19 protein-coding genes are annotated in these 26,389 nt (G+C 69.0%); 9 read left to right on the top strand and 10 right to left on the bottom strand.

The features are described from left to right. Positions 1-7: 7 nt before the first annotated feature. The 3 genes from E9232_RS16170 to E9232_RS16180 are packed head-to-tail and all read left to right on the top strand — an operon-like array spanning position 8 to position 2,829. The gene (locus E9232_RS16170) at positions 8-874 is read left to right on the top strand and encodes a carbohydrate ABC transporter permease (RefSeq protein WP_309795370.1); all 867 of its coding nucleotides are present in this window, start codon (positions 8-10) and stop codon (positions 872-874) included. Between the two features lie 13 nt (positions 875-887). Continuing rightward, entirely contained in the window at positions 888-1,976 is a 1,089-nt protein-coding gene (locus E9232_RS16175) for an Ldh family oxidoreductase (protein ID WP_309795371.1), read from the top strand. A 37-nt stretch (positions 1,977-2,013) separates the two neighbouring features. Further along, on the top strand, positions 2,014-2,829 hold the full coding sequence (locus tag E9232_RS16180; RefSeq protein WP_309795373.1) for a sugar phosphate isomerase/epimerase family protein: 816 nt from the start codon (positions 2,014-2,016) through the stop codon (positions 2,827-2,829). An 18-nt stretch (positions 2,830-2,847) separates the two neighbouring features. Here E9232_RS16180 and glgB read toward each other — a convergent pair whose 3' ends face one another. From glgB to E9232_RS16200, 4 genes are all read right to left on the bottom strand, one after another. Beyond that, positions 2,848-5,052, bottom strand: coding sequence for a 1,4-alpha-glucan branching protein GlgB (gene glgB / locus E9232_RS16185; RefSeq protein WP_309795376.1), 2,205 nt, complete (start codon positions 5,050-5,052; stop codon positions 2,848-2,850). Then, the gene (gene treS, locus E9232_RS16190; RefSeq protein ID WP_309795378.1) at positions 5,045-8,332 is read right to left on the bottom strand and encodes a maltose alpha-D-glucosyltransferase; all 3,288 of its coding nucleotides are present in this window, start codon (positions 8,330-8,332) and stop codon (positions 5,045-5,047) included. The genes glgB and treS overlap by 8 nt, the downstream gene beginning before the upstream one ends. Positions 8,333-8,334: 2 nt before the next feature. After that, complete coding sequence (locus tag E9232_RS16195) at positions 8,335-11,397, bottom strand: alpha-1,4-glucan--maltose-1-phosphate maltosyltransferase (protein WP_309795380.1); 3,063 nt, start codon at positions 11,395-11,397, stop codon at positions 8,335-8,337. A gap of 300 nt (positions 11,398-11,697) precedes the next feature. After that, the gene (locus E9232_RS16200; protein WP_309795382.1) at positions 11,698-12,078 is read right to left on the bottom strand and encodes a response regulator; all 381 of its coding nucleotides are present in this window, start codon (positions 12,076-12,078) and stop codon (positions 11,698-11,700) included. 184 nt (positions 12,079-12,262) lie between these two features. On the opposite strand from E9232_RS16200, the gene E9232_RS16205 reads away from it, so the two are divergent. The 3 genes from E9232_RS16205 to E9232_RS16215 all read left to right on the top strand — a co-directional run bounded on the left by E9232_RS16205 (position 12,263) and on the right by E9232_RS16215 (position 17,796). Further along, entirely contained in the window at positions 12,263-16,651 is a 4,389-nt protein-coding gene (locus E9232_RS16205; protein ID WP_309795384.1) for a chemotaxis protein CheB, read from the top strand. A gap of 167 nt (positions 16,652-16,818) precedes the next feature. Further along, the gene (locus E9232_RS16210; protein WP_309795386.1) at positions 16,819-16,989 is read left to right on the top strand and encodes a DUF3309 family protein; all 171 of its coding nucleotides are present in this window, start codon (positions 16,819-16,821) and stop codon (positions 16,987-16,989) included. 222 nt (positions 16,990-17,211) lie between these two features. Continuing rightward, positions 17,212-17,796, top strand: coding sequence for an RNA polymerase sigma factor (locus tag E9232_RS16215; protein WP_309795389.1), 585 nt, complete (start codon positions 17,212-17,214; stop codon positions 17,794-17,796). On the opposite strand, the gene E9232_RS16220 is transcribed toward E9232_RS16215, so the two are convergent. Then, a complete protein-coding gene (locus tag E9232_RS16220) occupies positions 17,726-18,037 on the bottom strand; it encodes a hypothetical protein (RefSeq protein ID WP_309795391.1) in 312 nt (103 codons plus the stop codon). The genes E9232_RS16215 and E9232_RS16220 overlap by 71 nt on opposite strands. A gap of 214 nt (positions 18,038-18,251) precedes the next feature. Further along, entirely contained in the window at positions 18,252-18,677 is a 426-nt protein-coding gene (locus E9232_RS16225) for an organic hydroperoxide resistance protein (protein ID WP_309795392.1), read from the bottom strand. A 437-nt stretch (positions 18,678-19,114) separates the two neighbouring features. On the opposite strand from E9232_RS16225, the gene E9232_RS16230 reads away from it, so the two are divergent. After that, positions 19,115-19,438 carry a hypothetical protein gene (locus tag E9232_RS16230; protein WP_309795394.1) on the top strand — a complete coding sequence of 108 codons (324 nt, stop codon included), beginning with the start codon at positions 19,115-19,117 and terminating at the stop codon, positions 19,436-19,438. A 174-nt stretch (positions 19,439-19,612) separates the two neighbouring features. Here E9232_RS16230 and E9232_RS16235 read toward each other — a convergent pair whose 3' ends face one another. From E9232_RS16235 to E9232_RS16250, 4 genes are all read right to left on the bottom strand, one after another. Next, on the bottom strand, positions 19,613-19,996 hold the full coding sequence (locus E9232_RS16235) for a response regulator transcription factor (protein WP_309795396.1): 384 nt from the start codon (positions 19,994-19,996) through the stop codon (positions 19,613-19,615). 123 nt (positions 19,997-20,119) lie between these two features. After that, positions 20,120-20,728, bottom strand: a complete 609-nt coding sequence (locus E9232_RS16240; RefSeq protein WP_309795398.1) for a response regulator transcription factor — start codon at positions 20,726-20,728, stop codon at positions 20,120-20,122. 20 nt (positions 20,729-20,748) lie between these two features. Beyond that, positions 20,749-22,386 (bottom strand): sensor histidine kinase, encoded by a 1,638-nt coding sequence (locus E9232_RS16245; protein ID WP_309795400.1) that lies wholly within the window; start codon positions 22,384-22,386, stop codon positions 20,749-20,751. 110 nt (positions 22,387-22,496) lie between these two features. After that, the gene (locus tag E9232_RS16250) at positions 22,497-23,450 is read right to left on the bottom strand and encodes an AEC family transporter (protein WP_309795402.1); all 954 of its coding nucleotides are present in this window, start codon (positions 23,448-23,450) and stop codon (positions 22,497-22,499) included. 391 nt (positions 23,451-23,841) lie between these two features. Between E9232_RS16250 and E9232_RS16255 the strand changes: the two genes are divergently transcribed. Both E9232_RS16255 and mdcA read left to right on the top strand, forming a co-directional pair. Beyond that, on the top strand, positions 23,842-24,636 hold the full coding sequence (locus E9232_RS16255) for an alpha/beta hydrolase (protein WP_309795404.1): 795 nt from the start codon (positions 23,842-23,844) through the stop codon (positions 24,634-24,636). A 72-nt stretch (positions 24,637-24,708) separates the two neighbouring features. Next, on the top strand, positions 24,709-26,379 hold the full coding sequence (mdcA, locus tag E9232_RS16260) for a malonate decarboxylase subunit alpha (protein ID WP_309795406.1): 1,671 nt from the start codon (positions 24,709-24,711) through the stop codon (positions 26,377-26,379). Positions 26,380-26,389: the final 10 nt, after the last annotated feature.

Below are 26,389 nucleotides of genomic sequence, written 5' to 3' on the forward strand. Positions count from 1 at the left end.
GATGACCATGGCCGCAGGGACCCAGGGAATGCCGTTCTGGCTCGTCGATGTGCGGCCCAAGCGCATCATGATGCACCTGGCGCTGATCGCCGGCGCCGTGGTCATGATCTATCCGCTGCTGTGGCTGGCCAGCAGCTCGCTCAAGCCGTCCAACCTGATCTTCTCGGATCCGGGGCTGTGGCCGGCGAAGCTGCGGCCGCAGAACTACAGCGACGGCTGGCGCGGCGCGGCGCTGCCGTTCGGCGTGTTCTTCCGCAACTCCTTCGTCATCTCGGGGCTGGCGGTGATCGGCAACGTCATGGCCTGCAGCCTGGTCGCCTACGCCTTCGCGCGGCTGAACTTCCGGTTCAAGCGCACCCTGTTCGCGCTGATGCTCGCCACCATCATGCTGCCGCTGCACGCGACGCTGATCCCGCAATACATCCTGTTCTTCAACCTCGGCTGGGTGAACACCATCCTGCCGCTGATCGTACCGAAGTTCCTGGCCGCCGACGCGTTCTTCATCTTCCTGATGGTCCAGTTCATCCGCGGCATCCCGCGCGAGCTGGACGAGGCCGCCGCGATCGACGGCGCCGGCCCGTTCCGGATCTACCGGTCGATCATCCTGCCTCTCTTGACCCCCGCCCTGGTCACCACCGCCGTCTTCTCCTTCATCTGGACCTATGAGGATTTTCTGACGCCGCTGGTCTACCTGACCGACATGGCATCCTATACCGTCCCGCAGGGGCTGCGGCTGTTCATGGCGTCGACCGGCGTATCGGCCTGGGGGCCGATGCTGGCGATGTCACTGCTGTCGCTGGTGCCCCTCTTCGTCGTGTTCCTGATCTTTCAGCGACGGCTGATCGAGGGGATCGCGACCACCGGGCTGAAATGACAACGGGACGATCATGCTGATCCATCACGAAACGCTGGCCGGTCTGGTCGGCGACATCTTCGCCGCCCAGGGCTGCAGCGCCGCCGAGAGCCGGCGGATCGCGGCGTACCTGGTCGCCGCGAACCTGACCGGCCATGACAGCCACGGCGTCATCCGGGTGCCGCGCTATGTCGGCATGCTGGCCAAGGACGAGGTCCGGCGCGACGTCACGGTGCAGCTGCTGACCGACACGCCGTCCTTCGCGCTGGTCGACGGCCAGTACGGCTTCGGCCAGACGGTGGGGCCGCAGGCGGTGCAGCTGGGCATCGCCAAGGCGCGGCAGGCCGGCGTCGCGGTCATCGGCCTGCGCCATGCCGGCCATCTCGGCCGCATCGGCGAATGGGCGGAGATGGCGGCGGACGCCGGGCTGTGCTCGATCCACTTCGTCAACGTCGCCGGCAGCGAGCTGGTCGCCCCCTTCGGCGGGGTCGAACGGCGCTTCTCCACCGCGCCCTTCGCCGCCGGCTTCCTGGTGCCCGGCCGGGCACCGGTGATCCTGGACTTCGCCACCTCGCTGGTCGCCGAGGGCAAGGTGCTGGTGGCGTCGAATGGCGGCAAGAAGCTGCCCGAAGGCAGCCTGATCGAGCCGGATGGCCGCCTCAGCAACGATCCCGAAACGCTCTATGGCCCGATCGGCGACGGCAGCCCCCGCAGCGCCCAGAACGGCCTCGGCGCCATCCGCGCCTTCGGCGAGCACAAGGGCTCCGGGCTGGCGCTGATCTGCGAACTGGTCGCCGGGGCGCTGACCGGGTCGGGCTGCGCCGGCCCCGGGCCGCGCCCGTTCTCCAACGGCATGTTCTCGATCTACATGTCGCCCGACCATTTCGGGTCGCCGGACGAGCTGGCCACCGAGACCCGGCGCTACATCGACTATTTCAAGGCCTGCCGGCCCGCCGTGCCCGGCGACGAGGTCCTGCTGCCCGGCGAGCCCGAGGCGCGGCGGCGCGCCGAACGCGTCGCCGGCGGCGTCCCGCTCACCGACGAGGTGTGGCGCAGCCTGGGCGCGGTGGCGCAGGCCTGCGGCCTCGATGCGGGCCGATACTCTCCGATCCCGGCGGGCTGATCCCAGCGCGCCGACCCCCGCGCCTTCTGGAGGAATGATGGCCGAGCCGATCCTGACCGTGTTCACCAAGCCCTGGACCGATGCCCTGCCGGCGCTTGCCGACAGGGTGGCGGGGCTCGGCCTCCAGGGCGTCGAGCTGCCGGTGCGGCCCGGCTACCAGGTGACGCCCGAGACCGCGGCCGCCGGGCTGCCCGCCGCCGCGCGCACCTTCGCCGAGCGGGGCCTGGAGATCCGCAGCATCGCCGGGTCGATCGACGAGGCCACCATCGCCGCCTGCGGCGAGGCCGGGGTGCCGATCATCCGCATCTGCGTCGCGATCGACCCGGCGGTCGGCTTCCGCGCCACGGTCGAGGATTACCGCCGCCGCTTCGACTCCCTGGTCCCGGCGCTGGAGCGCCATGGCGTGGCGATCGGCGTGCAGAACCATTCCGGCGCCCAGATCGGCAGCGCCGCCGGCGTGCTGCACCTGATCGAGAAATACGATCCGAAGCATGTCTGCGCCGTGCTGGACATGGCGCATTGCGGCGTGGCCGGCGAGCCGACGGCCCTGGCGGTCGACATCCTGGCCGACCGGATGCGCGGCCTGGCCAACTTCAAGAGCGCCTATCACCGCCGCGTCAACGGGCCGGAGGACGAGGCGGTCTACAAGGTGCATTGGACCACGCACCGGCACGCTGGCTATTCCTGGCGCGAATTCGTCCAGTGCCTGCGGAAGGTCGGCTTCTCCGGCGCCTACTGCCTGCCCGCCGAATACAGCCATCCCAGCGGCAAGGGCCAGCGCATGGGTGACGACGCGATCGCCTTCCTGCGCGACGACATCGCCTTCCTGCGGACCCTGCTGGCAGAGGCCTAGAAGGGGCCAAATCGTCGATCAGCCTCGCACGGGGCAGAGCATCACCGTGCTCAACGGGGGTAGGTCAAGGGCCAGAGATGCAGGCTGCCCGCCTGCGGGCGCGTCGATCGCGACGATCTGGCTGCCTTCCCCCAGGCCACCGCCTCCGTAGACCCGCGCATCGGTGTTGACGATTTCGTGCCACGGCCCGGAGAGCGGCACCCCGATCCGATAGTCCGGCCTGGCGACCGGGGTGAAGTTGCACACGACCAGGACCGGCCGGTCGCCGGACCGCCCGTAGCGGAGATAGGCGAAGACGCTGGCCTCGGCGTCGCCGGCGACGGTCCAGCCGAAGCCGGACGGCGAGCTGTCCTCGACGTGCAGGGCCGGCTCGCCGCGATAGACCCGGTTGAGGTCCCGGACCAGCCGCTGGAGCCCGCGATGCAGCGGGTCGTCGAGCAGGTCCCAGTCGAGCTGGGTGTCGTGGTTCCACTCCCGCTCCTGGCCGAATTCGCCGCCCATGAACAGCAGCTTCTTGCCCGGCGAGCTCCACATGAAGCCGAAATAGGCGCGGAGATTGGCGAAGCGCTGCGAGGTGCCGCCGGGCATCCGGCCGAGCAGGGACCCTTTGCCGTAGACGACCTCGTCATGCGAGAGCGGCAGCACGAAGCGCTCGGAGAAGGCATAGAGCAGGCCGAAGGTCATCGCGTTGTGGTGGTGTTTGCGATGGATCGGGTCCTGCTCCATGTAGCCGAGCGTGTCGTGCATCCAGCCCATGTTCCATTTGTAGGAGAAGCCGAGCCCGCCCTCCGAGACCGGCGCGGTCACGCCGGGCCAGGCCGTCGATTCCTCGGCGATCACGATGGCGCCGGGGCAGCGATCGGCCACCAGCGCGTTCAGGCGGCGCAGGAAGTCGATGGCTTCCAGGTTCTCGCGCCCGCCATGGGCGTTGGGGATCCATTCGCCGGCCTTGCGGCTGTAGTCGCGGTACAGCATCGAGGCGACGGCATCCACCCGCAGCCCGTCGACGTGATAGCGGTCCAGCCACTCCAGGGCGCTGGCCAGCAGGAAGCCGACCACCTCGATCCGGCCCAGGTTGTAGATCCAGGTGTTCCAGTCGGGGTGGAAGCCTTCGCGCGGATCCTCATGCTCATACAGCGCAGTGCCGTCGAAGCGGAGCAGGCCATGCGCGTCCCCGGGGAAATGCGCCGGCACCCAGTCGACCAGCACGCCGATGCCGGCGGCGTGGCAGGCGTTGACGAAGCGTGCGAAGCCCTCCGGCGGGCCGAAGCGGGCGGTGGGGGCGAACAGCCCGAGCGGCTGGTAGCCCCAACTGCCGCTGAACGGGTGCTCCGCCACCGGCATCAGCTCGACATGGGTGAAGCCCATGCCGGCGACATAGGGGATCAGGCGTTCGGTCAGCCCGTCCCAATCCAGCATCTCGCCGCCGTCGCGCAGCCAGGACCCGGCATGCATCTCGTAGATCGACAGCGGTGCGGATGGCGCCTGCCGGGCCGCCCGGCCCTGCATCCAGTCCTCGTCGGTCCAGCGCAGGGGGAACGGGCTCGGCACCACGGAGGCGGTGCGGGGCGGCAGTTCGGTCTCGCGCGCGACCGGGTCGGCCCGCTGCGGCGGCACCTGGCCGTCACGGTCCACCACCTCGTATTTGTACAGGGCACCGTCGGCGATGCGCGGGATGAACAGTTCCCAGACGCCGCCGTGATGGCGCAGCCGCATCGGGTGGCGCCGGCCATCCCAGCTGTTGAACTCGCCGACCACCGAGACGCGCCGCGCATTCGGCGCCCAGACGGTGAAGCGCGTGCCGGCGACCCCGTCCATCACCGTCGGCCGGCTGCCCAGGCCCTGCCGCACCGCCTCGGGGTCGCCGCCGGCCAGGCCGCTCAGATCGTCGTCCGTCAGCACCAGGCCGAAGGTGTAGGGGTCCTCGGTCTCCTCCACCACGCCGCTCGGCCAGGTGATGCGCAGCAGATAGGGCTCCGCCCGCCCGATGGCCCCCGCGAACACGCCGGCCGGATGAATCAGCTCGAGGGTCGCCAGGAGGCGGCGGTCCGACCGGGCCAGCACCTCCACGGTCGCCGCATTGGGCAGGCAGGTGCGGACCATGGTGGTCGGACCATCGGGGTGGGCCCCGAGCAGCGCGAAGGGATCGCCGTGGCGCCCATGCGCGAGGGCATCGAGGGCGCCGGCGTCGACATCGGTCGGCGGCATCATCAGATCAGGCATCGGATACGACCTTGCTGTCGGCATCGAGGCGGGCCATCAGCGTCGCCAGTCCGCGGACCGGCAAGCCGATCCAGCTGGGGCGGTTGGCGGCCTCGTAGCGGATTTCGTAGGCGGCCTTCTGCAGGGAGAACAGGTCGATCAAGGCTTGCTCCTGCTCGGGCGTGGCCCAGGGATGGGGCGCGTCGCGCGCCGTCGCCTGGTAGGCATCGAGGAAGGCGGCGCCGGCCTGCGACCGGAACTGCTGCAGCAGGTCGGCCCGGCGGGCCCGCACCCCATCAGGGAGGGTGTCCCGCGTGGTGTCGTCGACCGAGGCCGCCGCATAGTCGATCGACCGCAGCAGGCCCGCGACGTCGCGGAGCGGGCTCGACTTGCGCCGGCGCTCCGCGATCGCCCGGGCAGGCTCGCCCTCGAAATCGATCAGATAGGCGTCGCCCTGGGCGACCAGCACCTGGCCGAGATGGAAGTCGCCATGGATCCGGGTCTGCAGCGACCCCCGCCCGGCAGCGGCCAGGCGTTGCACCAGCCGCGCCAGGGTGTCGCCGCCGGCGAGCAAGGAGTCCGCCGCCTGCTTGGTCTCGGAATCCGGCCAGTCGCGCACCGCCGCGACGGTCGCGATCGCGCCGTCGAGTTCGAGCCGGGTCTCCTCGACCCAGGCATCGGCCACATCGGCATCCACCCGCTCGGGGGCGAAGGCGGGGTCATCGGTCGGGGCGGCCAGGATGGCGTGGATCTCGGCCAGGCGCCGGCCGATCGCCGCGACGAAACCCACCGGATCGGCGAAGCCGTCCGTGCCGTCCGCTTCGGTCAAAGCCAGTTCATCGACGCTGCGGCGGATGCGCTCCAGGCTCCAGCTCCAGCCGTCGCCTTCGTTGCGGACGAAGCCCTGGACGATCACCAGGGTCTGGGGCTGCCCGTCGGCGTCGGTCTGCACCACCTCGCCGAACAGGGGTGCGATGGCGGCGGCGCCATGGTCGGTGAGGTAGCGGCCCATTTCGGCTTCGGGGTGGATGCCGGTGCGGATGCGGCGCATCACCTTCAGCACCAGCGCCTCGCCGAGGATCAGGGAGCTGTTCGACTGCTCCGTTGCCAGCCAGCGGATCTCGACGTCTTCGGGCAGGTCGACCTCCGCCATCCGGGAGGTCGGCAGGAACCGGATCTCGCCATCGCCGACCGGAACCGTGCGGCCCAGGCGCAACCCGTCGACGATCCCCAGCGGCAGGCCGCGGAGGGAGAAGGCATCGGTCAGGAAGCCGACACGGCGGCCGCGCCGCACCCGCGCCAGCGCCAGCTGCTGCTGCAGCGCCGGCAGGCCGCTCTCCTCCCAGGCAATGCCCAGCGGAATCTGGTAGCGGTCGGTCTTGCCGCCCGCGGTCGCCTCGACCTGGACCAGCATCAGGTCGGTCCCGGGCACCGGCGTGGCGCCGGCGATCCGGACCTGGTCGATCTTCTGGTCCTTGGCCGCGAACCACCGCCGCATCGGCAGATAGGCCGGCAGGCTTTCGGTCTCGAGCAGCTGTCGCGGCGTCGGCGCCAGGATGTCGGCCAGGCCTTCGCGCAGCACCAGCGTGACATATTCCGGCATCTGCTCCGGCGGGGCCTGGTGCCAGTTGGGGGTCTCGGCGTCGGCCCGCAGCTGGAACCAGTAGAAGCCATAGGGCGGCAGGGTCAGCAGATAGGTCAGCTGGCCGATCGGCGGGAACACGGTGTCGCCCGTCATCTCGACCGGCAGGCGGCCCTCATAGGCCGACAGGTCCAGCTCCACCGGCTGCGGCGCGCGCGACAGGTTGGCGATGCACAGGATGCTCTCGCCGTCGAACTCGCGCAGATAAGCCAGGATCTTGCGGTTGCCGGGATAGAGCAGGCGGAAGCTGCCGCGGCCGAAGGCCCGGTGCTGCCCGCGCAGGGCCAGCATCCGCCGCATCCAGTTCAGCAGGGAATGCGGGTCGCGGCCCTGGGATTCGGCATTCACCGCCGAGAACCCGTAGAGCGGGTCCATGATCGCCGGCAGGACCAGGCTTTCCGGGTCGGCACGGGAGAAGCCGCCATTGCGGTCCGGCGACCACTGCATCGGCGTTCGCACCCCGTCGCGATCGCCGAGATGGATGTTGTCGCCCATGCCGAGTTCGTCGCCGTAGTACAGCACGGGCGTGCCCGGCATCGACAGCAGCAGGCTCTGCATCAGCTCGATGCGCCGGCGGTCGCGCTGCAGCAGCGGCGCCAGGCGGCGGCGGATGCCGAGATTGATCCGGGCGCGCCGGTCGGCGGCATAGGTCTCCCACAGGAAGTCGCGCTCGCTGTCGGTCACCATCTCGAGCGTCAGCTCGTCATGGTTGCGCAGGAAGATCGCCCATTGGCAGTTCTCGGGGATATCGGGCGTCTGCCGCAGGATGTCGGTGATCGGGAACCGGTCCTCGCGCGCGATCGCCATGTACATCCGCGGCATCAGCGGGAAGTGGAAGGCCATGTGGCATTCGTCGCCCTGGCCGAAGTATTCCTGCGTGTCCTCCGGCCATTGGTTGGCCTCGGCCAGCAGCAGCCGGCCGGGGAAATGGGTGTCGAGATAGCCGCGGATCTGCTTCAGGACCGCATGCGTCTCGGGTAGGTTCTCGTTCGAGGTGCCTTCGCGCTCGATCAGATAGGGAATGGCGTCCAGCCGCAGGCCGTCGACTCCCATCTCCAGCCAGAACCGCATGACCCGCAGCACCGATTTCAGCACCCGTGGATTGTCGAAGTTCAGATCCGGCTGGTGCGAATAGAAGCGGTGCCAGAAATAGGCGCCGGCCACCGGGTCCCAGGTCCAGTTCGACTTCTCGGTGTCGCAGAAGATCACCCGCGTGCCGGCATAGGCCTGGTCGGTATCGGACCAGACGTAATACTGGCGTGCCGCCGATCCCGGCTTGGCCCGCCGCGCGCGTTCGAACCACGGATGCTGGTCCGAGGTGTGGTTGATGACCAGCTCGGTGATCACCCGCAGGCCGCGGCGATGCGCCTCGGCGATGAAGCGGCGGGCGTCGGCCATGTCGCCGAAATCGGGATGCACCTCGGTGTAGGCGGCGATGTCGTAGCCGTCATCCAGCCGCGGCGACGGATAGAACGGCAGCAGCCACAGCGTGTTGACGCCCAGGGCGGCGATGTAGTCGAGCTTGGCGATCAGGCCCTTGAAGTCGCCGATGCCGTCATCGTTGGAATCGAAGAACGACTTCACATGCAGCTGGTAGATGACCGCGTCCTTGTACCAGGTCGGGTCGTCGAAGGTCGGGGCGGACGGGTGGTGTCCCAATGTCAGACCTCCTGGGCCGGCTGGATGCGCCAAATGGCGAAAGGTGAATCGGCGGGGTCGAGGCGGATGTGCTGGACCTTGCCGTGCCAGGCGAAGCGCTCGCCGCGCATCAGGTCCTCCGCCGCCATCACGGCGTCGTCGGGCAGCCCCCATTCCCACAACGGGATCTCGATATCGGCGTCCTGCGCCCGGTGCGGGTCGAGGTTGATCGCCACCAGGACGGTGTTGCCGCGATCGGGCGTCGCCTTGGCGAAATAGAGGATGCTGTCGTTCGAGGCCTTGTAGAAGGTCAGGCCGAGATGGCTCTGCAGCGCGGGATTGGCGTGCCGGATCCGGTTCAGCCGGGTGATCTCGGCGACGATGTTGCCGGGCCGGTCCAGGTCCCAGGCGCGCAGCTGGTACTTCTCGCTGTCGAGGTACTCCTCCTTGCCCGGCACCGCCTGGGCCTCGCACAGCTCGAAGCCGTTATACATCCCCCAAAGGCCCGACAGGGTGGTGGCCAGCGCGGCGCGGATCAGGAAGCCCGGACGGCCGGAGGTCTGCAGGAACAGCGGGTTGATATCCGGCGTGTTGACGAAGAAGTGCGGCCGGAAGAAATCCCGCGGCGCCGCCGTGGTCAGTTCGGTCAGGTAGCTGGTCAGCTCCGCCTTGGTGTTGCGCCAGGTGAAGTAGGTGTAGGACTGGGAGAAGCCGACCTTCGCCAGGCGGTACATCACCTTCGGCCGGGTGAAGGCCTCCGCCAGGAAGACGACGCCCGGGTCGCGGCCGCGGATGTCGGCGATCAGCCACTCCCAGAACGGGAACGGCTTGGTGTGGGGATTGTCGACCCGGAACAGCCGCACGCCCTCGCCGACCCAGAAGGCGACGATGTCGCGCAGGGTCCGCCACAGCGCGGGCATCGCGTCGTCCGCGTAGAAGTCGACATTGACGATGTCCTCGTACTTCTTCGGCGGATTCTCGGCGTAGCGGATCGACCCGTCGGGGCGCCAGCCGAACCAGCCGGGATGGTCGCGCAGCCAGGGATGGTCGGGCGCGCACTGGATGGCGAAATCGAGCGCCAGCTCCAGCCCGTGCTCCGCCGCGGCATCGCGCAGCCGGCGGAAATCCGCGATGGTGCCGAGCTCGGGATGGATCGCGTCGTGGCCGCCCTCGGCCGCGCCGATGGCATAGGGGCTGCCGGGATCGTCCGGACCCGGCGTCAGGCTGTTGTTGCGGCCCTTGCGGTTCTTGCGGCCGATCGGATGGATCGGCGGGAAGTACAGCACGTCGAATCCCATCGCCCGGATCGCCGGCAGGCGGGTGATGACATCGTCGAAGGTGCCATGCCGGCCCGGCTCTCGGCTTTGCGACCGCGGGAACAGCTCGTACCAGCTGGCGAAGCCCGCAGCCCTGCGCTCGGCATCCACCGGCTGCGCCGGGTCCTGGCGGACCGCGAAGGGACGCTGGTCCGCGCTGGCCATCAGCGCCGCGGTTTCTGGGGCCAGCAGCAGGTCCAGCCGACCTGTCGCCGTCGCGGCGATCCGCGCCAGCAGGGCATCGAGTTCGGCCCGGACCGATCCCCGGGCGGCACCCCGTGCCTGTTCGACCAGCAGGCGCCCCTCCTCGATCTCGACCGAGAGGTCGAGCCGCGCCGCGTGCTTCTTGCGCAGCTCGTACAGGAAGGTGCCGAACACGTCGCGCCAGGCTTCGACGGCGAAGACATACCGGCCGATCCGCTCAAGCGGGAATTCCGCGGCCCAGCGGTCGTTGCCCAGCGGCGCCATGCGCTGTTCGCGCCAGGCGCGCTCATCCGCCGGGCGCCACAGCAGGGCGACGGCGGTCACGTCGTGGCCATCGGCAATCACGTCGGCCTCGACCCGCACAGCCTCGCCGGCGATGCGCTTGACCGGGAAGCGCGGTTCACCGGCGGTGGGGGTTACCGCCTCGATGGCAAGACGCGGTGCCCGGACCGCACGTTCCAGGGCCTGTTCGGGCAACCGCGCGACCGACGCCGCGACCGGCGCCGCGCGGCGCGCGGTCAGCACCCGCGTCTCGCCGGCGTCGAGCGTGATCGGTCGGGCGCCGTCCAGCCCCGGCGCCGCATCGGGCGGCTTCGCCGTGAACGGCCCGAACTCGCCGCCGATGCCGCGAAGGATCGGCGACGGCAGGACCCGGGCCGGCTGCCGCAGGTTCTCGTTGACCAGGATCAGGTCGCCGGTCTCCGACGCCGGGATCGCGGTGCGGAACAGCGCCAGAACCGGCTCCCCCGGGCCGCTGAGGACTCGTGTGGCCATCGAGCCCCCGGCGCCGCCGTGCGGCGTCGCCATGGTCGCCGCGATCTCGTCGGACAGGTCGAAGGGCGCGGTCTGCTGCGCCCAGCGGAATTCCGACACGGCGTCGGCCGCCGGTCCTCGATGCGCGGGCTCCCGCGCCGCCACTTCGAACCCCATCGGGACCAGAAGGCCATCCCCCGCCGCCGCCGCCAGCCGCAGCGCCCGCAGGGAGGCCCGGCGCAGGAGCGGCGTGTGGCGGATGCGGCCGGCGAGGCGCGGGCCGAACGGCCGCTCGGGATAGGCCATCGTCGGCAGCCTTGTCGGTTCGGCCTGCGCATGCGCGTCCCCCTGCCATGCCTCCAGCGCGCCGGCCGGGCCCAGGCAGGCGTCGAAGCCGGCGTCGCGGATCGCTGCCTGATCGGCCCCGACATCCGTCCAGGCCAGGAAGCGGCACTCCCCGCCGCTCGACCGGGTGCGTGCGATGACATCAGCCCAGCGCGGAGCCTCCTCTCCGACGCTGACGGCGAAGCCGCTGATGCCGGCTCCCACCAGGGCCGCCAGATCAAGCGGAAGATCGACCGCGGCCTGCGGATCGAAAGCGGTCTGCCGATCCGGTGTCGGGACACGGCGCGGATCCGGAACGGCGTCATCTGCGGCGATTCCGGCGGGTGGAGCGGAGACGAGGTCGAGGATGATGCGAAGCTGATGGCGCCGACAGATCTCGGCGATCGGACCGAGAACGGCCTCGCCCGCCTGGGACAGGGTCTTGAGGGACTCTCCGGACACCGGGAAGACCACGTGCCCGAATCCCATGGCCGCCACCTTCGACAGGTGCTCGGCGGCGAATTTGGCAGGAAACGTCTCGGGGGACGCCTGAACATAGTACAGGTGTCCGCTGAAGCCGGTGGATAGCCGCATAGACCGATTGCCTGTCTTTGAAAAACGAGCGCGTTGAGCCGTGACGCGAAGGCGCCGCCGGAGCGTCAGATGCCCAGCGGGACGTCCGCGCAGACATCAGGCTGGATGCCCGATCTGCTTTCCTATTTCCCGGAACAGGAGGGCGCCGACGGAAGTTCCGAAATCTGTGCCGATCGCCGCTATCCCGCGGCCAGCCTATTGCGGCAGGCTCGCCACGGCACCGAGCGCACGTTGGATGGCGAGGGCCAGGTCGGCTTCGCGGAACGGCTTCTGCATCACCACCGCGTCCGGCCGGAGCGCCTGGACCTTCGACGGGTCGCCGCTGACGAACACATGCGGGACGGGGCCGGCGCGGAGAATCCTCTCGACGGCCGCGACACCGCTGCCGTCGCCCAGCCGGACATCGACGATCATCAGATCCGGCCGGCACCGGAGGGCGGCGGCCACCGCATCCTCCTCGGTGGCTTCGATCGCGCAGACCTCGTAGCCCATGCCCTCGAGCACCTCGGCCAGCAGCACGGCGATGATGGCCTCGTCCTCGACGAGCAGGATGCGGAGCGCTGCCGTTTGGGTCATGTCGCCTCCGGCACTGCCTCGGTTCGCCCAGATGTACGATCATAGCCGGCGAGACAGCGCCCGAGGCAGGTTCGGAAACTACCCAGGCCGGCTGTCCCAGCCCCCGCATCGCCGCCACGACGCGGGTGTGATAGCATCGCATCGGTCCTCCCGACGGGAGGCAACCCCATGAGACTCATGCAACATGCCGGGAAGCCGTCCGCATCGGGCCAGCGCGGCGCGGCCGCGACCGAGCCGACGCACCCCGTCGCCGCCCTCCGGGGATTTCCCGGTTGTCGGCATCGGCGCCTCCGCGGGGGGCCTCGAGGCCTGCCGGAAGCTGGTGGACGGCCTGCCCGCCGCGACCGGCATGGCCTTCATCCTGGTCCAGCATCTCGATCCGACCCATGAAAGCATGATGGTGGACCTGCTGGCCGGCCACACGGCGATGACCGTGCGGCAGGCCGCCGAAGGGATGCCGATCGAGCGCGACCACCTCTATGTCATCCCCCCGGGAAGCTACCTGTCGGTGGGCGGCGGCGGCCTGCACCTTTCGCGCCCGCAAGCGCGTCGCGGCGCCCGCCTGCCCTTCGACTTCCTGCTGCACTCGCTGGCCGAGGCCTATGGTTCGCGCGCCATCTGCGTGATCCTGTCGGGAACCGGGGCCGATGGCAGCTTCGGGCTGAAGGCGGTGAAGGCGAAGTCCGGGCTCGTCATCGCGCAGGATCCCGATGAGGCCGGTTATGACGGCATGCCGCGCAGCGCGATCATGACCGGCGCGGTCGATCTGGTCCTGCCGGTGGACAAGATCCCCGGTGCGCTCGCCAGGCACGGCCGGAGAGCAGGCCCGATCCGTCAACGCAATGCTTCGGCGCCGCAGGACACACCACAGGCCTGGCTGCCGCGGATCATCGATCTGCTGCGGACCGAGACCGCCTATGACTTCACGCTCTACAAGCCGGGGACGCTGCAGCGCCGGATGGAACGGCGCATGGCGATGGCGGCGATCGAGCCCGCCGACATGGGGCGGTATCTCGAGATCCTGCAGGGCGACCCCCGCGAACTCGATCTTCTGGCCAAGGACCTGCTGATCAACGTCACCGGCTTCTTCCGGGACCCCAAGGTGTTCGATCTCCTGGCGGAGAAGATCATTCCCGACCTGGTCGCCAACCAGTCGCCCGACCACCCGCTGCGCATCTGGATCGCCGGCTGCAGCACGGGCGAAGAGACCTATTCCCTCGCCATGCTGTTCCGCGAGGCGATCACGGCGGCGAGGCGCAACGTCAAGCTGCAGGTCTTTGCCTCCGACGTCGATCCCGACGCCGTCGCCAGGGCACGCGAGGGCTTCTATCCGGACACGATCGCAGCGGATGTGCCGGCGGACAGGCTGACCCGCTTCTTCTCGAAGGAGGATCACGGCTACCGGGTGACGCCCGAGCTGCGCGCGTCGGTCGTCTTCACGGTCCAGGACGTGCTGGCCGACCCGCCATTCTCGCGCCTCGACCTGGTGTCGTGCCGGAACCTGCTGATCTACCTGCGCCCCGAGGCGCAGGCGAAGGTGATCTCACTGTTCCATTTCGCGCTGCGGGAGGGCGGCATCCTGCTGCTCGGCAGCTCCGAGACGATCGGGAACCTCGGCGGACGCTTCGACGTGATCTCCAAGCCGGAGCGGCTGTACCGGCACATCGGCCGCAGCCGGCCGGGCGATCTCGGCTTTTCGGCGGGGGGCGGCGACGGCGTTCGCGTCCCCGCGCGCCCGGGGCAGGGCCCGGCACCGTCGCGCCAGGCCGTCCTCGCCGAGCTGTGCCGGCGGCTGGTGATGGACGCCTACGCGCCGGCGGCGGTCCTGATCAACCGCAAGCATGAGTGCCTCTATTCCCTGGGGCCGATCGACCGCTATCTGCACATGGCGCCGGGCCACCCGACGCACGATCTGCTGGCGATGGCGCGGGAGGGCATGCGCACCAAGCTCCGCGCAGCGATCCAGCGGGCCGGCCATGAGAATGCGCGCATCGTCGTCGCCGGCGGCCGGACCGACGGAGATGGCCATCCGGCTTCGTTCAGCATCGCCGTGCAGCCGGTCTCGAACGACGGCGAGGAACTGCTGCTGATCTGCTTCATCGACGAGCCGAAGCCGGAGCGTGGGGCAGGACGCCCGGCCCTCCCGGGACACGGCCCGCGCGTCGCCGAGCTCGAGCAGGAGCTCGCCGCCACCAGGGCGGAGCTGGAGGGCGCCATCCGCAACCTCGAGATCTCGACCGAGGAGCAGAAGGCGATCAACGAGGAAGCCCTGTCCGTCAACGAAGAGTACCAGTCGACGAATGAGGAGCTGATCACCTCGAAGGAGGAGCTGCAGTCGCTGAACGAGGAGCTGACCGCCCTGAACAGCCAGCTCCAGGAAACGCTGGAGCGGCAGCGCACGACCTCCAATGACCTGCAGAACGTGCTGTACAGTACCGATGTCGCGACGATCTTCCTCGACACCGACCTCAACATCCGCTTCTTCACCCCCGCCACCCGATCGCTGTTCAGCGTCATCCCCGGCGACGTCGGCCGGCCGCTCGCCGACCTCAACTCGCTGGCGGCCGACAGCGCCCTGCTGACCGATGCGCGGACGGTGCTGCAGACCCTCGCGCCGATCGAGCGGGAGATCGAGGCGCAGAGCGGCGCCTGGTATGTCCGCCGCATCCTGCCCTACCGCACCCAGGACAACGGGGTCGAGGGCGTCGTCATCACCTTCGCCGACATCACCGAGCGCCGGCACACGGCGGATGCGCTGGAGGCGGCCAAGCGGCAGGCAGAGCTGGCGACCGTCGCCAAGTCGCGTTTCCTCGCCGCCGCCAGCCACGACCTCCGCCAGCCGCTGCAGACGCTGGCCCTGCTGCAGGGGCTGCTGGCGAAGATCGTCGACGGGGAAAGGGGGCGGAAGCTGGTTGCCCGGTTCGACGAGACGCTGGGCGCCATGACCGGCATGCTGAACGCGCTGCTCGACATCAACCAGATCGAGGCAGGGACCGTCCGCGCCGAGAGGGTCCATTTCCCGGTCAACGACCTGCTCGACCGGCTGAAGGACGAATTCACCTACCATGCGCAAGCCCAGCGGCTCGCCCTGCATGTCGTCCCGTGCGGCCTTTCGATCGACACCGATCCGCGCCTGCTGGAGCAGATGGTCCGCAACCTGCTGTCGAACGCCCTGAAGTACACCCGGCAGGGCAAGGTGCTGCTGGGCTGCCGCCGGCGCGAGGGGATGCTGAGCATCGAGATCTGGGACACCGGCGTCGGCATCCCGGGCGGGGAGTTGCAGGCGATCTTCGAGGAGTACCATCAGCTCGACAACGCCGCGCGCGAGCGGAGCCGCGGCCTCGGCCTCGGCCTGTCCATCGTGCAGCGCCTGGGAGGCCTGCTGGGCCATCGGGTGCGCGTCAGCTCCCAGCCGGGCAAGGGCTCGGTCTTCGCCATCGAGATCATGCTGCCGCAGGGCGACCGGTCGCGCGAGCACCGCCGCCAGGACAGCAATGGCGGGACCGCGGAAGGCGCCCACCGCACCGGTGCGATCCTGGTGGTCGAAGACGATCCCGAGGTGCGCGGGCTCCTCGACCTCCTGCTGAAGGACGAGGGCCACCGCGCGGCGACGGCATCCGACGGCGTCGCCGCGCTGGATCTGGTGGCGCGGGGGGCGGTCCGGCCGGACCTCATCCTCGCGGACTACAATCTGCCGGGCGGCATGGACGGGCTCGAGGTCACCACCAAGCTGCGGGAAAGGCTTGGCCGCCAGATCCCGGTCATCATCCTGACCGGCGACATCTCGACCGACACCTTGCGCCACATCGCCCGCCAGGACTGCGTGCAGCTCAACAAGCCGGTGAAGCTCAAGGAGCTGACGCAGACCATCCAACGCCTGCTGGCGGCATCGCCCCCCGCAGCATCCCCGCACGCCGCAAGCCCCGCCTCCGGGATCGGCGACCCGGGCGAGCCGGTCATCTTCGTCGTCGACGACGACGGCCATGTTAGGGACGGCATGCGCAGCGTGCTGGAAGACGACGGCCGGATGGTCGAGGACTACGCGTCCTGCGAGGCCTTCCTCGAAGCCTATCGCCCGGGCCGCGCGGCCTGCCTCCTGGTCGATGCCTATCTGCCCGGGATGAACGGGCTCGAGCTGCTGCAGCGGCTGAGGGCTGCCGGCCACCGGCTGCCGGCCATCATGATCACCGGCAACAGCGACGTGTCGATGGCGGTCCAGGCCATGAAGGCCGGCGCCTCGGACTTCATCGAGAAGCCGGTCGGCCGCGGCGACCTGCTGGCCGGCGTCGAGCGCGCCCTCGAGCAGTCGCGCGACACCAACAAGCTGTCCGCCTGGCGCGAGGCCGCGGCCGACCATGTCGCCGGGCTGACCGCCCGCCAGCGCCAGATCATGGGGCTGGTCGTCGCCGGCCATCCCAGCAAGAACATCGCGGCGGATCTCGGCATCAGCCAGCGCACGGTCGAGAACCATCGCGCCGCGATCATGAAGAAGACGGATTCGAAATCCCTGCCGGCACTGGCGCGGCTGGCGCTGGCCGCCGCCTGGATGGGGGCGGACGAGCCGCCCGTCTGACCTGCCGTCCCGGCCGCGCGGGATTGAGTAGTTTCCGATCCTGCCGATATGATTGCCCGCCCGCTATGCTCGTGACAATCGGAAGCAAGACCATCGGAGATACGCCGAAGAACCGGCGTCGCTCCCGGCTCTTGCCCGACGATCAAAGTCCAGTGAGGCGACAGACCATGAGCACGATTGTCATCATCCTTATCTTGATCCTGCTGTTCGGCGGCGGCGGCTACTATGCCCATGGTCGCTATGGCGGGGCGGGCCTCGGCGGCGTGCTCGGGCTGGTCGTCCTCGTTCTCGTGGTGCTGTGGCTGCTCGGCGGCCTCGGCGGCATGGGCAGGATCTAGCCCACCCGGACGTTCGTCCTAGCGACGGACATGAGTAGTTTCCGAGTCTGGCGGCCTGGTTTCGCTGCCGATTAGGCTGCGTCCGGGTCTTCCGATCCCAGGACAGCCGGTAACCGGCCCTTCGGCGCCGGCGCTGGGTGCAGTTTCGATACGAACGCGAACCGGACACGCCGACGGCATCGTCGTCATCCCGTCGCGTTCGAACCCCGCAAGGATGCTCCCATGTCGGCTATCTCCGCCACGACAGAGCGCCAGTTCCTCACGACTGTCGCTCCCTGCATCCCCGACCTCCGCCGCTTCGCCATCACCCTGACGCGAAATCACGCCGACGCCGACGACCTGCTGCAGGACACGCTGTTCCGGGCGGTGCGCAAGCTGCATCTCTGGCAGCCCGGCAGCAACATGATCGCCTGGCTGGCCGTGATGATGCGCCGGCTCTACCTCTCGAAATTCGTCGGCAACAAGCACAGCCGGGCCCAAACCATCCCGATCGACGACTGGGACGGCAGCACGCCGGCGACGCAGATGCAGAGGATCGAGGTGACCGAGGTGGCGGCGCGCTGGCGGACGCTGTCGAAGGACCACCGGGACATCCTGTCCATCGTGGCGGTCTGGGGCGCCTCCTACGAGGAGGCCTCGGCCCATCTGCAGATCCCGACGGGGACGATTCGATCCCGGCTGGCCCGGGCCCGGGGCCATCTGCGGCAGGAGCCCGAGCCGGTGCGCCAGGCGGTTCTCAAACCAGGCGTCCGATCGCGATCGCCTGGTCCGAGCCGTCCACCAGGTCCATCAGTCCGGACGGGTTGAAGTCGCAGCCCACATCCGCGAGCAGGTCCATGGCGAGTGTGCAGGCGATCGCGCTCTTCTCGTTGTCTGACAGTGGATCCGCCGCGCTCATCATCATCTGACGCAGCCACGTCGCCAATTCCACCGGGGATAGTCTCCCAGCGCGAACCTGATACAGCAGGGCCTGGGTCAGATGCGCTGCGGATTCGAACTCCGCCCGGCCTTCGGCCGTTGGGTTTTGAGGTGGCGAGGGATGTTCCATCGGTTCAGGGGTAACGGACCCGAACAAAAGCCTGTTCCAAATTTAATGTTCCTCGCGGCTCTATTTTGTGAGCCGCAGAGAATACGGCAGACGCATCGATGGATATTCGATTTCCAGGAAATCAACCTGGGGTGAAGGATTTTGCGGGTATTTGCCGCCGGGACGGGGAGGGGATCGCCCTCCCTTGCTCGTAACGGCGCGGCGGGGCCGGGCATCAGTCGACCGCGATGGTCTTGGCCACGTCGACATTGCCCCGGATCGCGTTGGAGTACGGGCAGATGGCATCGGCCGCGCGGACCAGCGCGTCCGCCGTCTGCCGGTCGACGCCGCGGATCGCGATGGCGAGCGCGACGGACAGCACGAAGGCGTCGGCCGGGCTGCGGCTCAGGCCGACCTCGGCGACGACCCGGACGTCGTCATCGCCGAAGCGATGGCCCGCCTGCCGCGCCACCCGCAGGAGGGCGTTCTCGAAGCAGGCGGCGTAGCCGCCGGCGAACAGCTGCTCCGGGTTGGTGGCGCCGCCCTTGCCGCCCAGGGACTGCGGCATGGCGAGCTCGAGGTCGAGCAGGCCGTCGTCGCTGCGGATCCATCCCTGGCGGCCGCCGGCCGCGGTGACCCTGGTCGAATACAGCACCGTCATCGCTTGCGTCTCCGTTCGACCGGCGTCCCGTCGGGGGCTGTGGCTGCCGACGCGGCGCCTCGATTGTTTGAGCATCGGGAGTGGTCTCCGGACCCCCCGGAAGGAGCGTCGCCGGGACCACGACATGACGGTACGGCGCTCCCGGCCCGCCCACCATCGGACAAGGGGCTGCCGAGACCCTGCATTCCGGTCGACGGTCAAAGACTTTGGTATAGGGCAGAGGTCGGACCGGCAGGGATCGAGATGCGGCCGCCGCCGTCATTGCGTCTGAGGTGATTGCGTCTGGCCATCCAAGACCAAGGTATAGGTTGGCCCAACAAACGTAGGGCCTCACAGTCCCCAGGCATGATGGAGCGGCACGGCGCTTCGACCTTAGCCTCTGATCGACGATCGGGTGATCGCGTGTCGTCTGGCCGATGCTGGAGAGGAGGCAAACCATGGGTCCCGCGCAGAAGACCAATATCGGCCTGCCGCATCCGTCCGCCGTTTTCGACGGCGGCCCCATGGACGGCCGGGCCGTCGCACCGGTGGAGGGGAGAGGCCTGACGGCGGCGATCTGTGGTCTCGCCACGCTGGGCCTGGCCCTGGTGCTCGGCTTCTCGATCGCGTCCAGCGCAGCGAACGCGCCGGCCGATGGCGGGATGAGGCCTGTCTATATCGTCACCCGCCCACCGCCCCGGGACATGGTGCCCACCATGGTCGCCGGGGAGGATCCCTTCAGGATGGCCGGCTGCATCGCCACGGCGGCAGCGGGGCGTTGAAGCCGCAGCGGATGCCGGTCGGGCCGTGCTCCGGGGCGTGGCCGGCCCCGCGCCCTTGCGTCGATCGCCCACCTGAACGCGCGGTCCCGGGCGCATCGCCCCCACCTCGGTCTCCTGCCGTCCGAACGCGCGGTCTAACCGCAAAGGGATCCCGTCGCTGCGCGTCTTGCGGGGTCAGCCCTGCCGGGCTGACTCGTGGAGCGCCGAGGCCAGGCACCCGATCAACACCTCTGCGTCGACCGGCTTCGCGAGGAAGCTGTGCGCGCCACCCGCCATCGCCTTCGATCGCGTCGCCTCGTCGGTGTACGAGGTCATGAAGATCATCGGGGAGGGCTTGCCCTGCGCGTTCAACCGCGCCTGGAGGTCGAGGCCGGTCATGCCCCCCATGCGGATGTCGACGACCATGCAGCCCACCGCGGAGCGCCCCGGGAACGCGAGGAAGTCCTCGGCCGAGACGAACAGCAGGGGCCGGTAGCCCAGCGAGACGATGAGGTCTTCCAGCGCCTCGCGGATGGCCGGATCGTCGTCGATGACAGCGATAACGGGGGGATGGGACACGATACCTCGGCGGACAACAACGGGACTGTGACCCGCCTGTCCTGGATAGCCGAGGGCTCGCTGGACGGATACCATACATAGGTGCAGGACGAAGCGGCTGTCCGTCCAGGCCAAGTCAAGGCATCAACGCGCCAGCAATTCCGCCTTCCGCACCAAGTCGGCGACCGACCGGACCTCCATCTTCCGCATGACGTTTCCCCGGTGCAGCTTGACCGTGATCTCGCTGATGCCGAGAAGGCCGGCGATCTGTTTGTTCATGAGCCCCTTCACGACCGCGGCCATGACTTCCGTCTCGCGCGGGGTCAGGGTGGCGGCTTGCGCGGCGACCTCCTTCGCTGCGACTGCTTCCTGGCGCTGCGCCATGTCCTTGTCGATGGCGGCGGCCACGGCGTCCAGCATGTCCTGATCGCGGAAGGGCTTGGTCAGAAAGTCCATCGCCCCGGCCTTCATCGCCCGAACCGTCATCGGAACGTCCCCGTGGCCGGTCATGAAGATGATCGGCCGGGTGTTGCGGTTGCGCACCAGCTGGGCCTGCAGATCCAGCCCGCTCAGCCCCGGCAGGCGGACGTCGAGAATCAGGCAGCCGGGCCGGTCGGTGGGGGCGGCGTCGAGCAGGTCTCTGGTCGAACCGAAGCACCGGGATTCGATCCCGACCGAGCGCAGCAGGTCCGTCAGCGCCTCCCGGATGGCCTCGTCATCGTCGACGATGAAGACCAGGGGCGTTGCCGCCAATGTCGCCGCGACTGGAGTTTTCATGATGCTTGTGCGGCGTCCTGATCCGCCGGCAGCGCGAACTCGAACACCGCCCCTCCCTGTTCGTGATTTCGGGCCGTCAATCGTCCGCCATATGTCTCGATCGTCGAGCGGCAGATCGCAAGCCCCATTCCCATGCCGCCCCGCTTCGTCGTGAAGAACGGCTCGAACAGCCGGGCGTGGACGTCGTCGGGAATGCCCCCGCCGCGATCCTGGATCGCGACGCGCACCTCCGGCGCATCGGGCGCGGCGGGACCGTCGACGCTGACCGTGAGTTCGCGCGCGGCGGCCTGCATTTCGGCCATGGCGTGGATGCCGTTGGTCATGAGGTTGATCAGCACCTGCTGCAGCGCCACGCGATCGGCCCTGATCGGCGGGACCGACATCGCGAACTGTGTCACCACCCGCGTGGCATGGGCATTCAGTTCGGCCTCCAGCAGATGGACCGTCTCCTCGACCACCTCGCGCAGATCGATCATCTCGTCGCTACGCTGATCCCGCACCAGTTGCCCGCGCGTGCGCTGCACGATCTCGGCAGCCCGCCGGCCGTCCCGGGCCGTCCGCTCCGCGGCCCGCATCGCGGCTTCGACATCGGGCGGGTCCTTGCCGAGCCAGCGCAGGCAGGTCTGGGCGTTCATCACGACGGCGCCGAGCGGCTGGTTGAGCTCATGGGCGATCGAGGCCGACAGCGCGCCGACGGTCGCCGCCCGCGAGGCCCGGGCCAGCTCGGCCTGGGCCGCGAGCTGCGTCTGCTGGATCTGCTCGTGCTGGGTAATGTCCGTCATGGCGACCACCACGCGGCCGAATTCGTCCGCCTCGTCGGGGAACGAGATGCCGAGGAGGACGGTCACGACCTGTCCGCCCGCGGTGATCAGATTCGCTCTCCCTTCGAACCGGCTTCTGCCGTCAGCCATGGCCGCCAGGACCGCCAGGAAGGCGGGATCGTCGGCCGGAAGGAAGCGCTCGAGCGAACCCTGCGCCTGGGATGGCGACGACAGCCGCAGCAACTCGGCCGTGGCGTCGTTGACATGCAAGGTGGTGATCCGGCGGGCACAGTCCCGAGAGAAGGCCGGATGCTCACGGGCATAGGCATCGAGATCCCGCACGCCTTGCTGCCGCAGTGTCGTGAGCAAGTCCCTGACCTGCGAGAAATCCTGCTCCCACAGGGAGATCCGGGCTTGCTCGAAGATCGACCGGTACCGCTTCTCGCTGCGCGCCAGGGCGGTGTTCGCTTCCATCAGGGACTGTTTCGACGCCTGGTCGCGAAGCAGCAGGGCGCCGGTGATCGCGATCGCGGCCAGCGAGATTCCAAAACGGAGCGTGGCCGAGACATCCGCATCCAGGCCGTGGGTTGTAAGGAAAGAGAGAACCGTGAGGCCCGCGCAGGCCAGCGCCAGCAGGGCGATGCCGCGCCGCGAGAACGTGTCGGCGGCAAGGAGCATCACAAGCACGTAGAGAACGGCGATGGCGCCCCTGACGTCGGTGAAGGTGTCGACGACAAAGACGGCTGAACCCAACAGAAGCGCCAGGAGGCGGTGCCAGCGGCGCCGGGTGGACACGATCCGCCGGCTGGGCCCGCAAGCGCCCCCCGGCTCGGGATCGGCTATCAAAGGCGTCTCTGCGGCGTCGCGGCTCATCGAGAGTGGCAATCCGTGGGGCAATAGGCTTTGTCAGAATGGGCGGGCACAACCTGACGCGAGTGCTCGCCAACCGTCAAGCCGCGTGCCGCGTGCCGCGTGCCGTCAGCTTACCCGGGAAACAGTACGGCAATGGCGATCGCCATCGTGATGATGCTGAACACGGTGCTGGCGATGACCATGGATCCCGCCGTGGCCGAGTCCAGGCGGTAGTTCACGGCGAACAGGATGCCGAAGAACCCTGACGGCACTGCCGCCAGCAGAATGGCCACCTTCGCTGTTTCGGCCGAGACCGGCAGGATGAACACGACCAGCGCGGTCAGGAGCGGCCGGATGATGTCGGCCGCCGCGGTCGCTCTCACGACCTTCCAGTCCAGCCGGAAGGACTGGCCCGACAGGACCAGGCCGGTGAGAAACAGCGCGACGCCGGCGGCGGCGTGCCCGATCAGCAGCAGGCAGGCATCGACGACGGGGCCGAGCCTCACCTCCGACAGCGAGAGCGCGATGCCGAGCACGGGCGCCAGGACCACGGGCTTGGTCAGCGCTCGGCGCAGGGCCCCAAGGATCCGCGCGGTCATCGGCCCGGCGGCACCGCCATCCTTCCCCCCATTGATTTCGAGGAGGATCAGCGTGAGCGGGCTGACGAGGATCGAGCCGGCCGCCAGGGTGACGGCGACCGGGACGACTCCGGTGGGGCCGAGCACCGCAGACACGATGGGAAGCCCGACACCTGCGAGGTTCGGAAAGGCGATCGTCAGGGCCTGGAGCGCAGCATCCTCCTTGCCGATCTTGGAAGAGGCGTGCTGGCGGACGTACCATGCCAAGTACAGCAGCAGCATCACCCCGCCGGAGATCGCGAAGAGCGGCGCCTGCGCCAGCATCTCGCTGCGCGACGCGGATGCCGTCGCCGCGAACACGGAGGCCGGCAGGGCGAAGTCCATCACCAGCTTGTTCAGGCTGTCGACCTGATGGTTTTCGACGATGTGCATGCGTCCGGCGGCATAGCCGAGCCCCATCACAAAGAACACCGGCGCCAGCGCCAGCAGGATTGCGTCGGACAACATGGAACGGCCTCCTCTTGCGGATGACGGACGATGCGCAGGCCCGTCGCCGCGCAGACCGTCCACGTCATCGCTCAAGGCTAGGGGCGAAGCCGCATGCCGCTCCATCGCACGTTGGATCGTCGCTGCTCCGTGTTCGTAGGGCCGAGCCTATACCTAGGTCTCGGGCGCGATTTCGAACCGGCCCTCTTTGCCTGCCTGCCGGGAGCGATGAACCAGTCCTCGGCCCTATACCAAAGTCTCTGACCGTCGACCGGAATGCAGGGCCTCGGCAGCCCCCCTGTCCAATGGAGGGCGGGCCGGGAGCGCCGTACCGTCATGTCGTGGTCCCGGCGACGCTCCTTCCGGGGGGTTCGGAGACCACTCCCGATGCTCGAACAATCGAGGTGGCCTCATGTCTCCGCTCCACAGCAAGCGCATCCTCCTGCTGGCATCCCTGCTGGCCTCCGTCGCTCCCGCGGTCGCGTCGGCCGCCCCCGCCGCGCCGATCAAGAACATCGTGCTGGTCCACGGCGCCTGGGTCGACGCGTCCGGCTGGAAGCCGGTCTACGACATCCTGACCAAGGATGGCTTCCACGTGACCATGGTGCAGCAGCCGCTGACCAGCCTGGCGGACGACGTCGCCGCCACCAGGCGGGTCCTCGCCGAGCAGGACGGCCCCACCGTCCTGGTGGCCCACAGCTATGGCGGCTCGATCATCACCGAGGCCGGCGAGGACCCGCATGTCGCGGCCCTGGTCTATGTCGCGGCCCATGCGCCGGATGTCGGCGAGGACGAGGCCGCCCTCGGCAAGACCATGCCCAGCGTCACCCAACAGACGCCCGGTGCGGTGGTGAAGACGGCGGACGGCTACACCTCTCTGCGGCCGGACCTCTTCCCCTCCCATTTCGCGGCCGACCTGCCGCTCGACCAGGCGACGTTCGAGGCGCAGTCCCAGGTCCCGACCGCGGCCGCGGTCTTCAGCGCACCGATGACCGCCGCGGCCTGGAAGACCAAGCCGAGCTGGGGCATCGTCGCCGCCGACGACAAGATCATCAACCCCGACCTCGAGCGCTTCTACTACCAGCGCGCCCACAGCCACGTCACCGTCCTCCAGGGCGCCAGCCACTCGGTCTACGAATCCCGCCCCAACGAGGTCGCCGCCGTCATCGAGGACGCCGCTCGGCATGCGGGCGACGCGACCAACTGAGGCCACGAGAAGCGGCGTCGTCGCATCCCATGGAGGGGGTGGCGCCGCATTCTCCCTGCCGGAGATTCAGCCATGACATCCCGACCGAACGCCTCACCGCAGCGCGCGTGGGACACCGGACGACAATCCCGTGAACAGCGGCTGACTGCGGCCGGCCGCTATGCCCGGGGCAAGCTGGTCGCGCCCGATGATGCGACCAGCCTGCTCGAGGCGGTCATCCGCCCGGGAGACCGCATCTGCCTGGAGGGTGACAACCAGAAGCAGGCGGATTTCCTCGCGCGCTGCCTCGCCGCGGTGGACCCCAACACCGTCCGGGATCTGCACATCGTGCAGTCCGGACTCGTGCTTGCCGAGCATCTCGATCTGTTCGAGGCCGGGATCGCGCGCCGGCTCGACTTCTCCTATTCCGGGCCGCAGGGCGCCGCGTTGGCGCGGGCCCTCAACGCCGGGAAGATCGAACTCGGCGCGATCCACACCTATCTCGAGCTCTTCTCGCGCTACTTCGTCGACCTGACGCCGCATGTGGCGCTGACCGTCGCGCGCTGCGCCGATCGCGACGGCAACCTCTATATGGGCCCGAACACGGAAGACTCTCCCGTGGTGATCGAGGCCACAGCGTTCAAGCAGGGCATCGTCATCGCCCAGGTCAACGAGCTGGTCGACAAGGTGCCGCGGGTCGACGTGCCCGGTGATCGCGTCGACTTCGTCGTCGTCGCGCCCGAGACCTTCTATGTCGAGCCGCTGTTCACCCGCGATCCGGCGCAGATCACCGAGACCCAGATCCTCACCGGCATGCTGGCGATCCGGGGGATCTACGAGGAGTACGGCGTCCGGCGGCTGAACCACGGGATCGGGTTCAACACCGCCGCGATCGAGCTGCTGCTGCCGACCTATGCCGAGCGGCTCGGCCTGAAGGGGCGCATCGCGACCCATTTCGCCCTGAACCCGCACCCCACCCTCATCCCCGCGATCGAGACCGGCTGGGTGCAGCAGGTCCACAGCTTCGGATCGGAGGTGGGCATGGACGCCTATATGCGCGCCCGCCCGGACATCTTCTTCACCGGCCGGGACGGTTCGATGGCGTCGAACCGCATGTACTGCCAGGCCGCCGGCCTCTATGCGACCGACCTCTTCATCGGATCGACTCTCCAGATCGACCTGCAGGGCAACAGCTCGACGGTGACGCGCGACCGGATCGCGGGTTTCGGCGGCGCGCCGAACATGGGGTCCGATCCGCATGGCCGGCGTCATGCCAGCGAGGCGTGGCTGAAGGCGGGGCGGGAAGCGGCGGGCGAACAGCAGCAGCTGCCGCGCGGCCGCAAGCTGGTTGTCCAGATCGTCGAGACTTTCGGCGACAAGCTCGTCCCGACCTTCGTCGAGCAGCTCGACAGCGTCCAGCTTGCCGAGACGCTCCATCTCGATCTCCCGCCGGTGATGATCTATGGCGACGATGTGACCCACATCGTCACGGAGGAGGGGATCGCGAACCTCCTGCTCTGCCGCACCGCCTATGAGCGTGAGCAGGCGATCCGCGGGGTGGCCGGATACACGCCGGTCGGCCGCGCGCGCGACCACCGCGTCGTCGAGGATCTGCGGGCCCGGAAGGTGATCCGTCGGCCGGAGGATCTCGGCATCGACCCGCTCGACACGCACAGGAGCCTGCTCGCCGCGCACTCCGTCAAGGAGCTGATGCACTGGTCGGGCAATCTCTACGACCCGCCAAGCAAATTCCGGAACTGGTAGGAGGTCTGCC

It is taken from the genome of Inquilinus ginsengisoli, assembly GCF_031453975.1.
GTDB classification, from domain to species: Bacteria; Pseudomonadota; Alphaproteobacteria; order DSM-16000; family Inquilinaceae; genus Inquilinus; species Inquilinus ginsengisoli_A.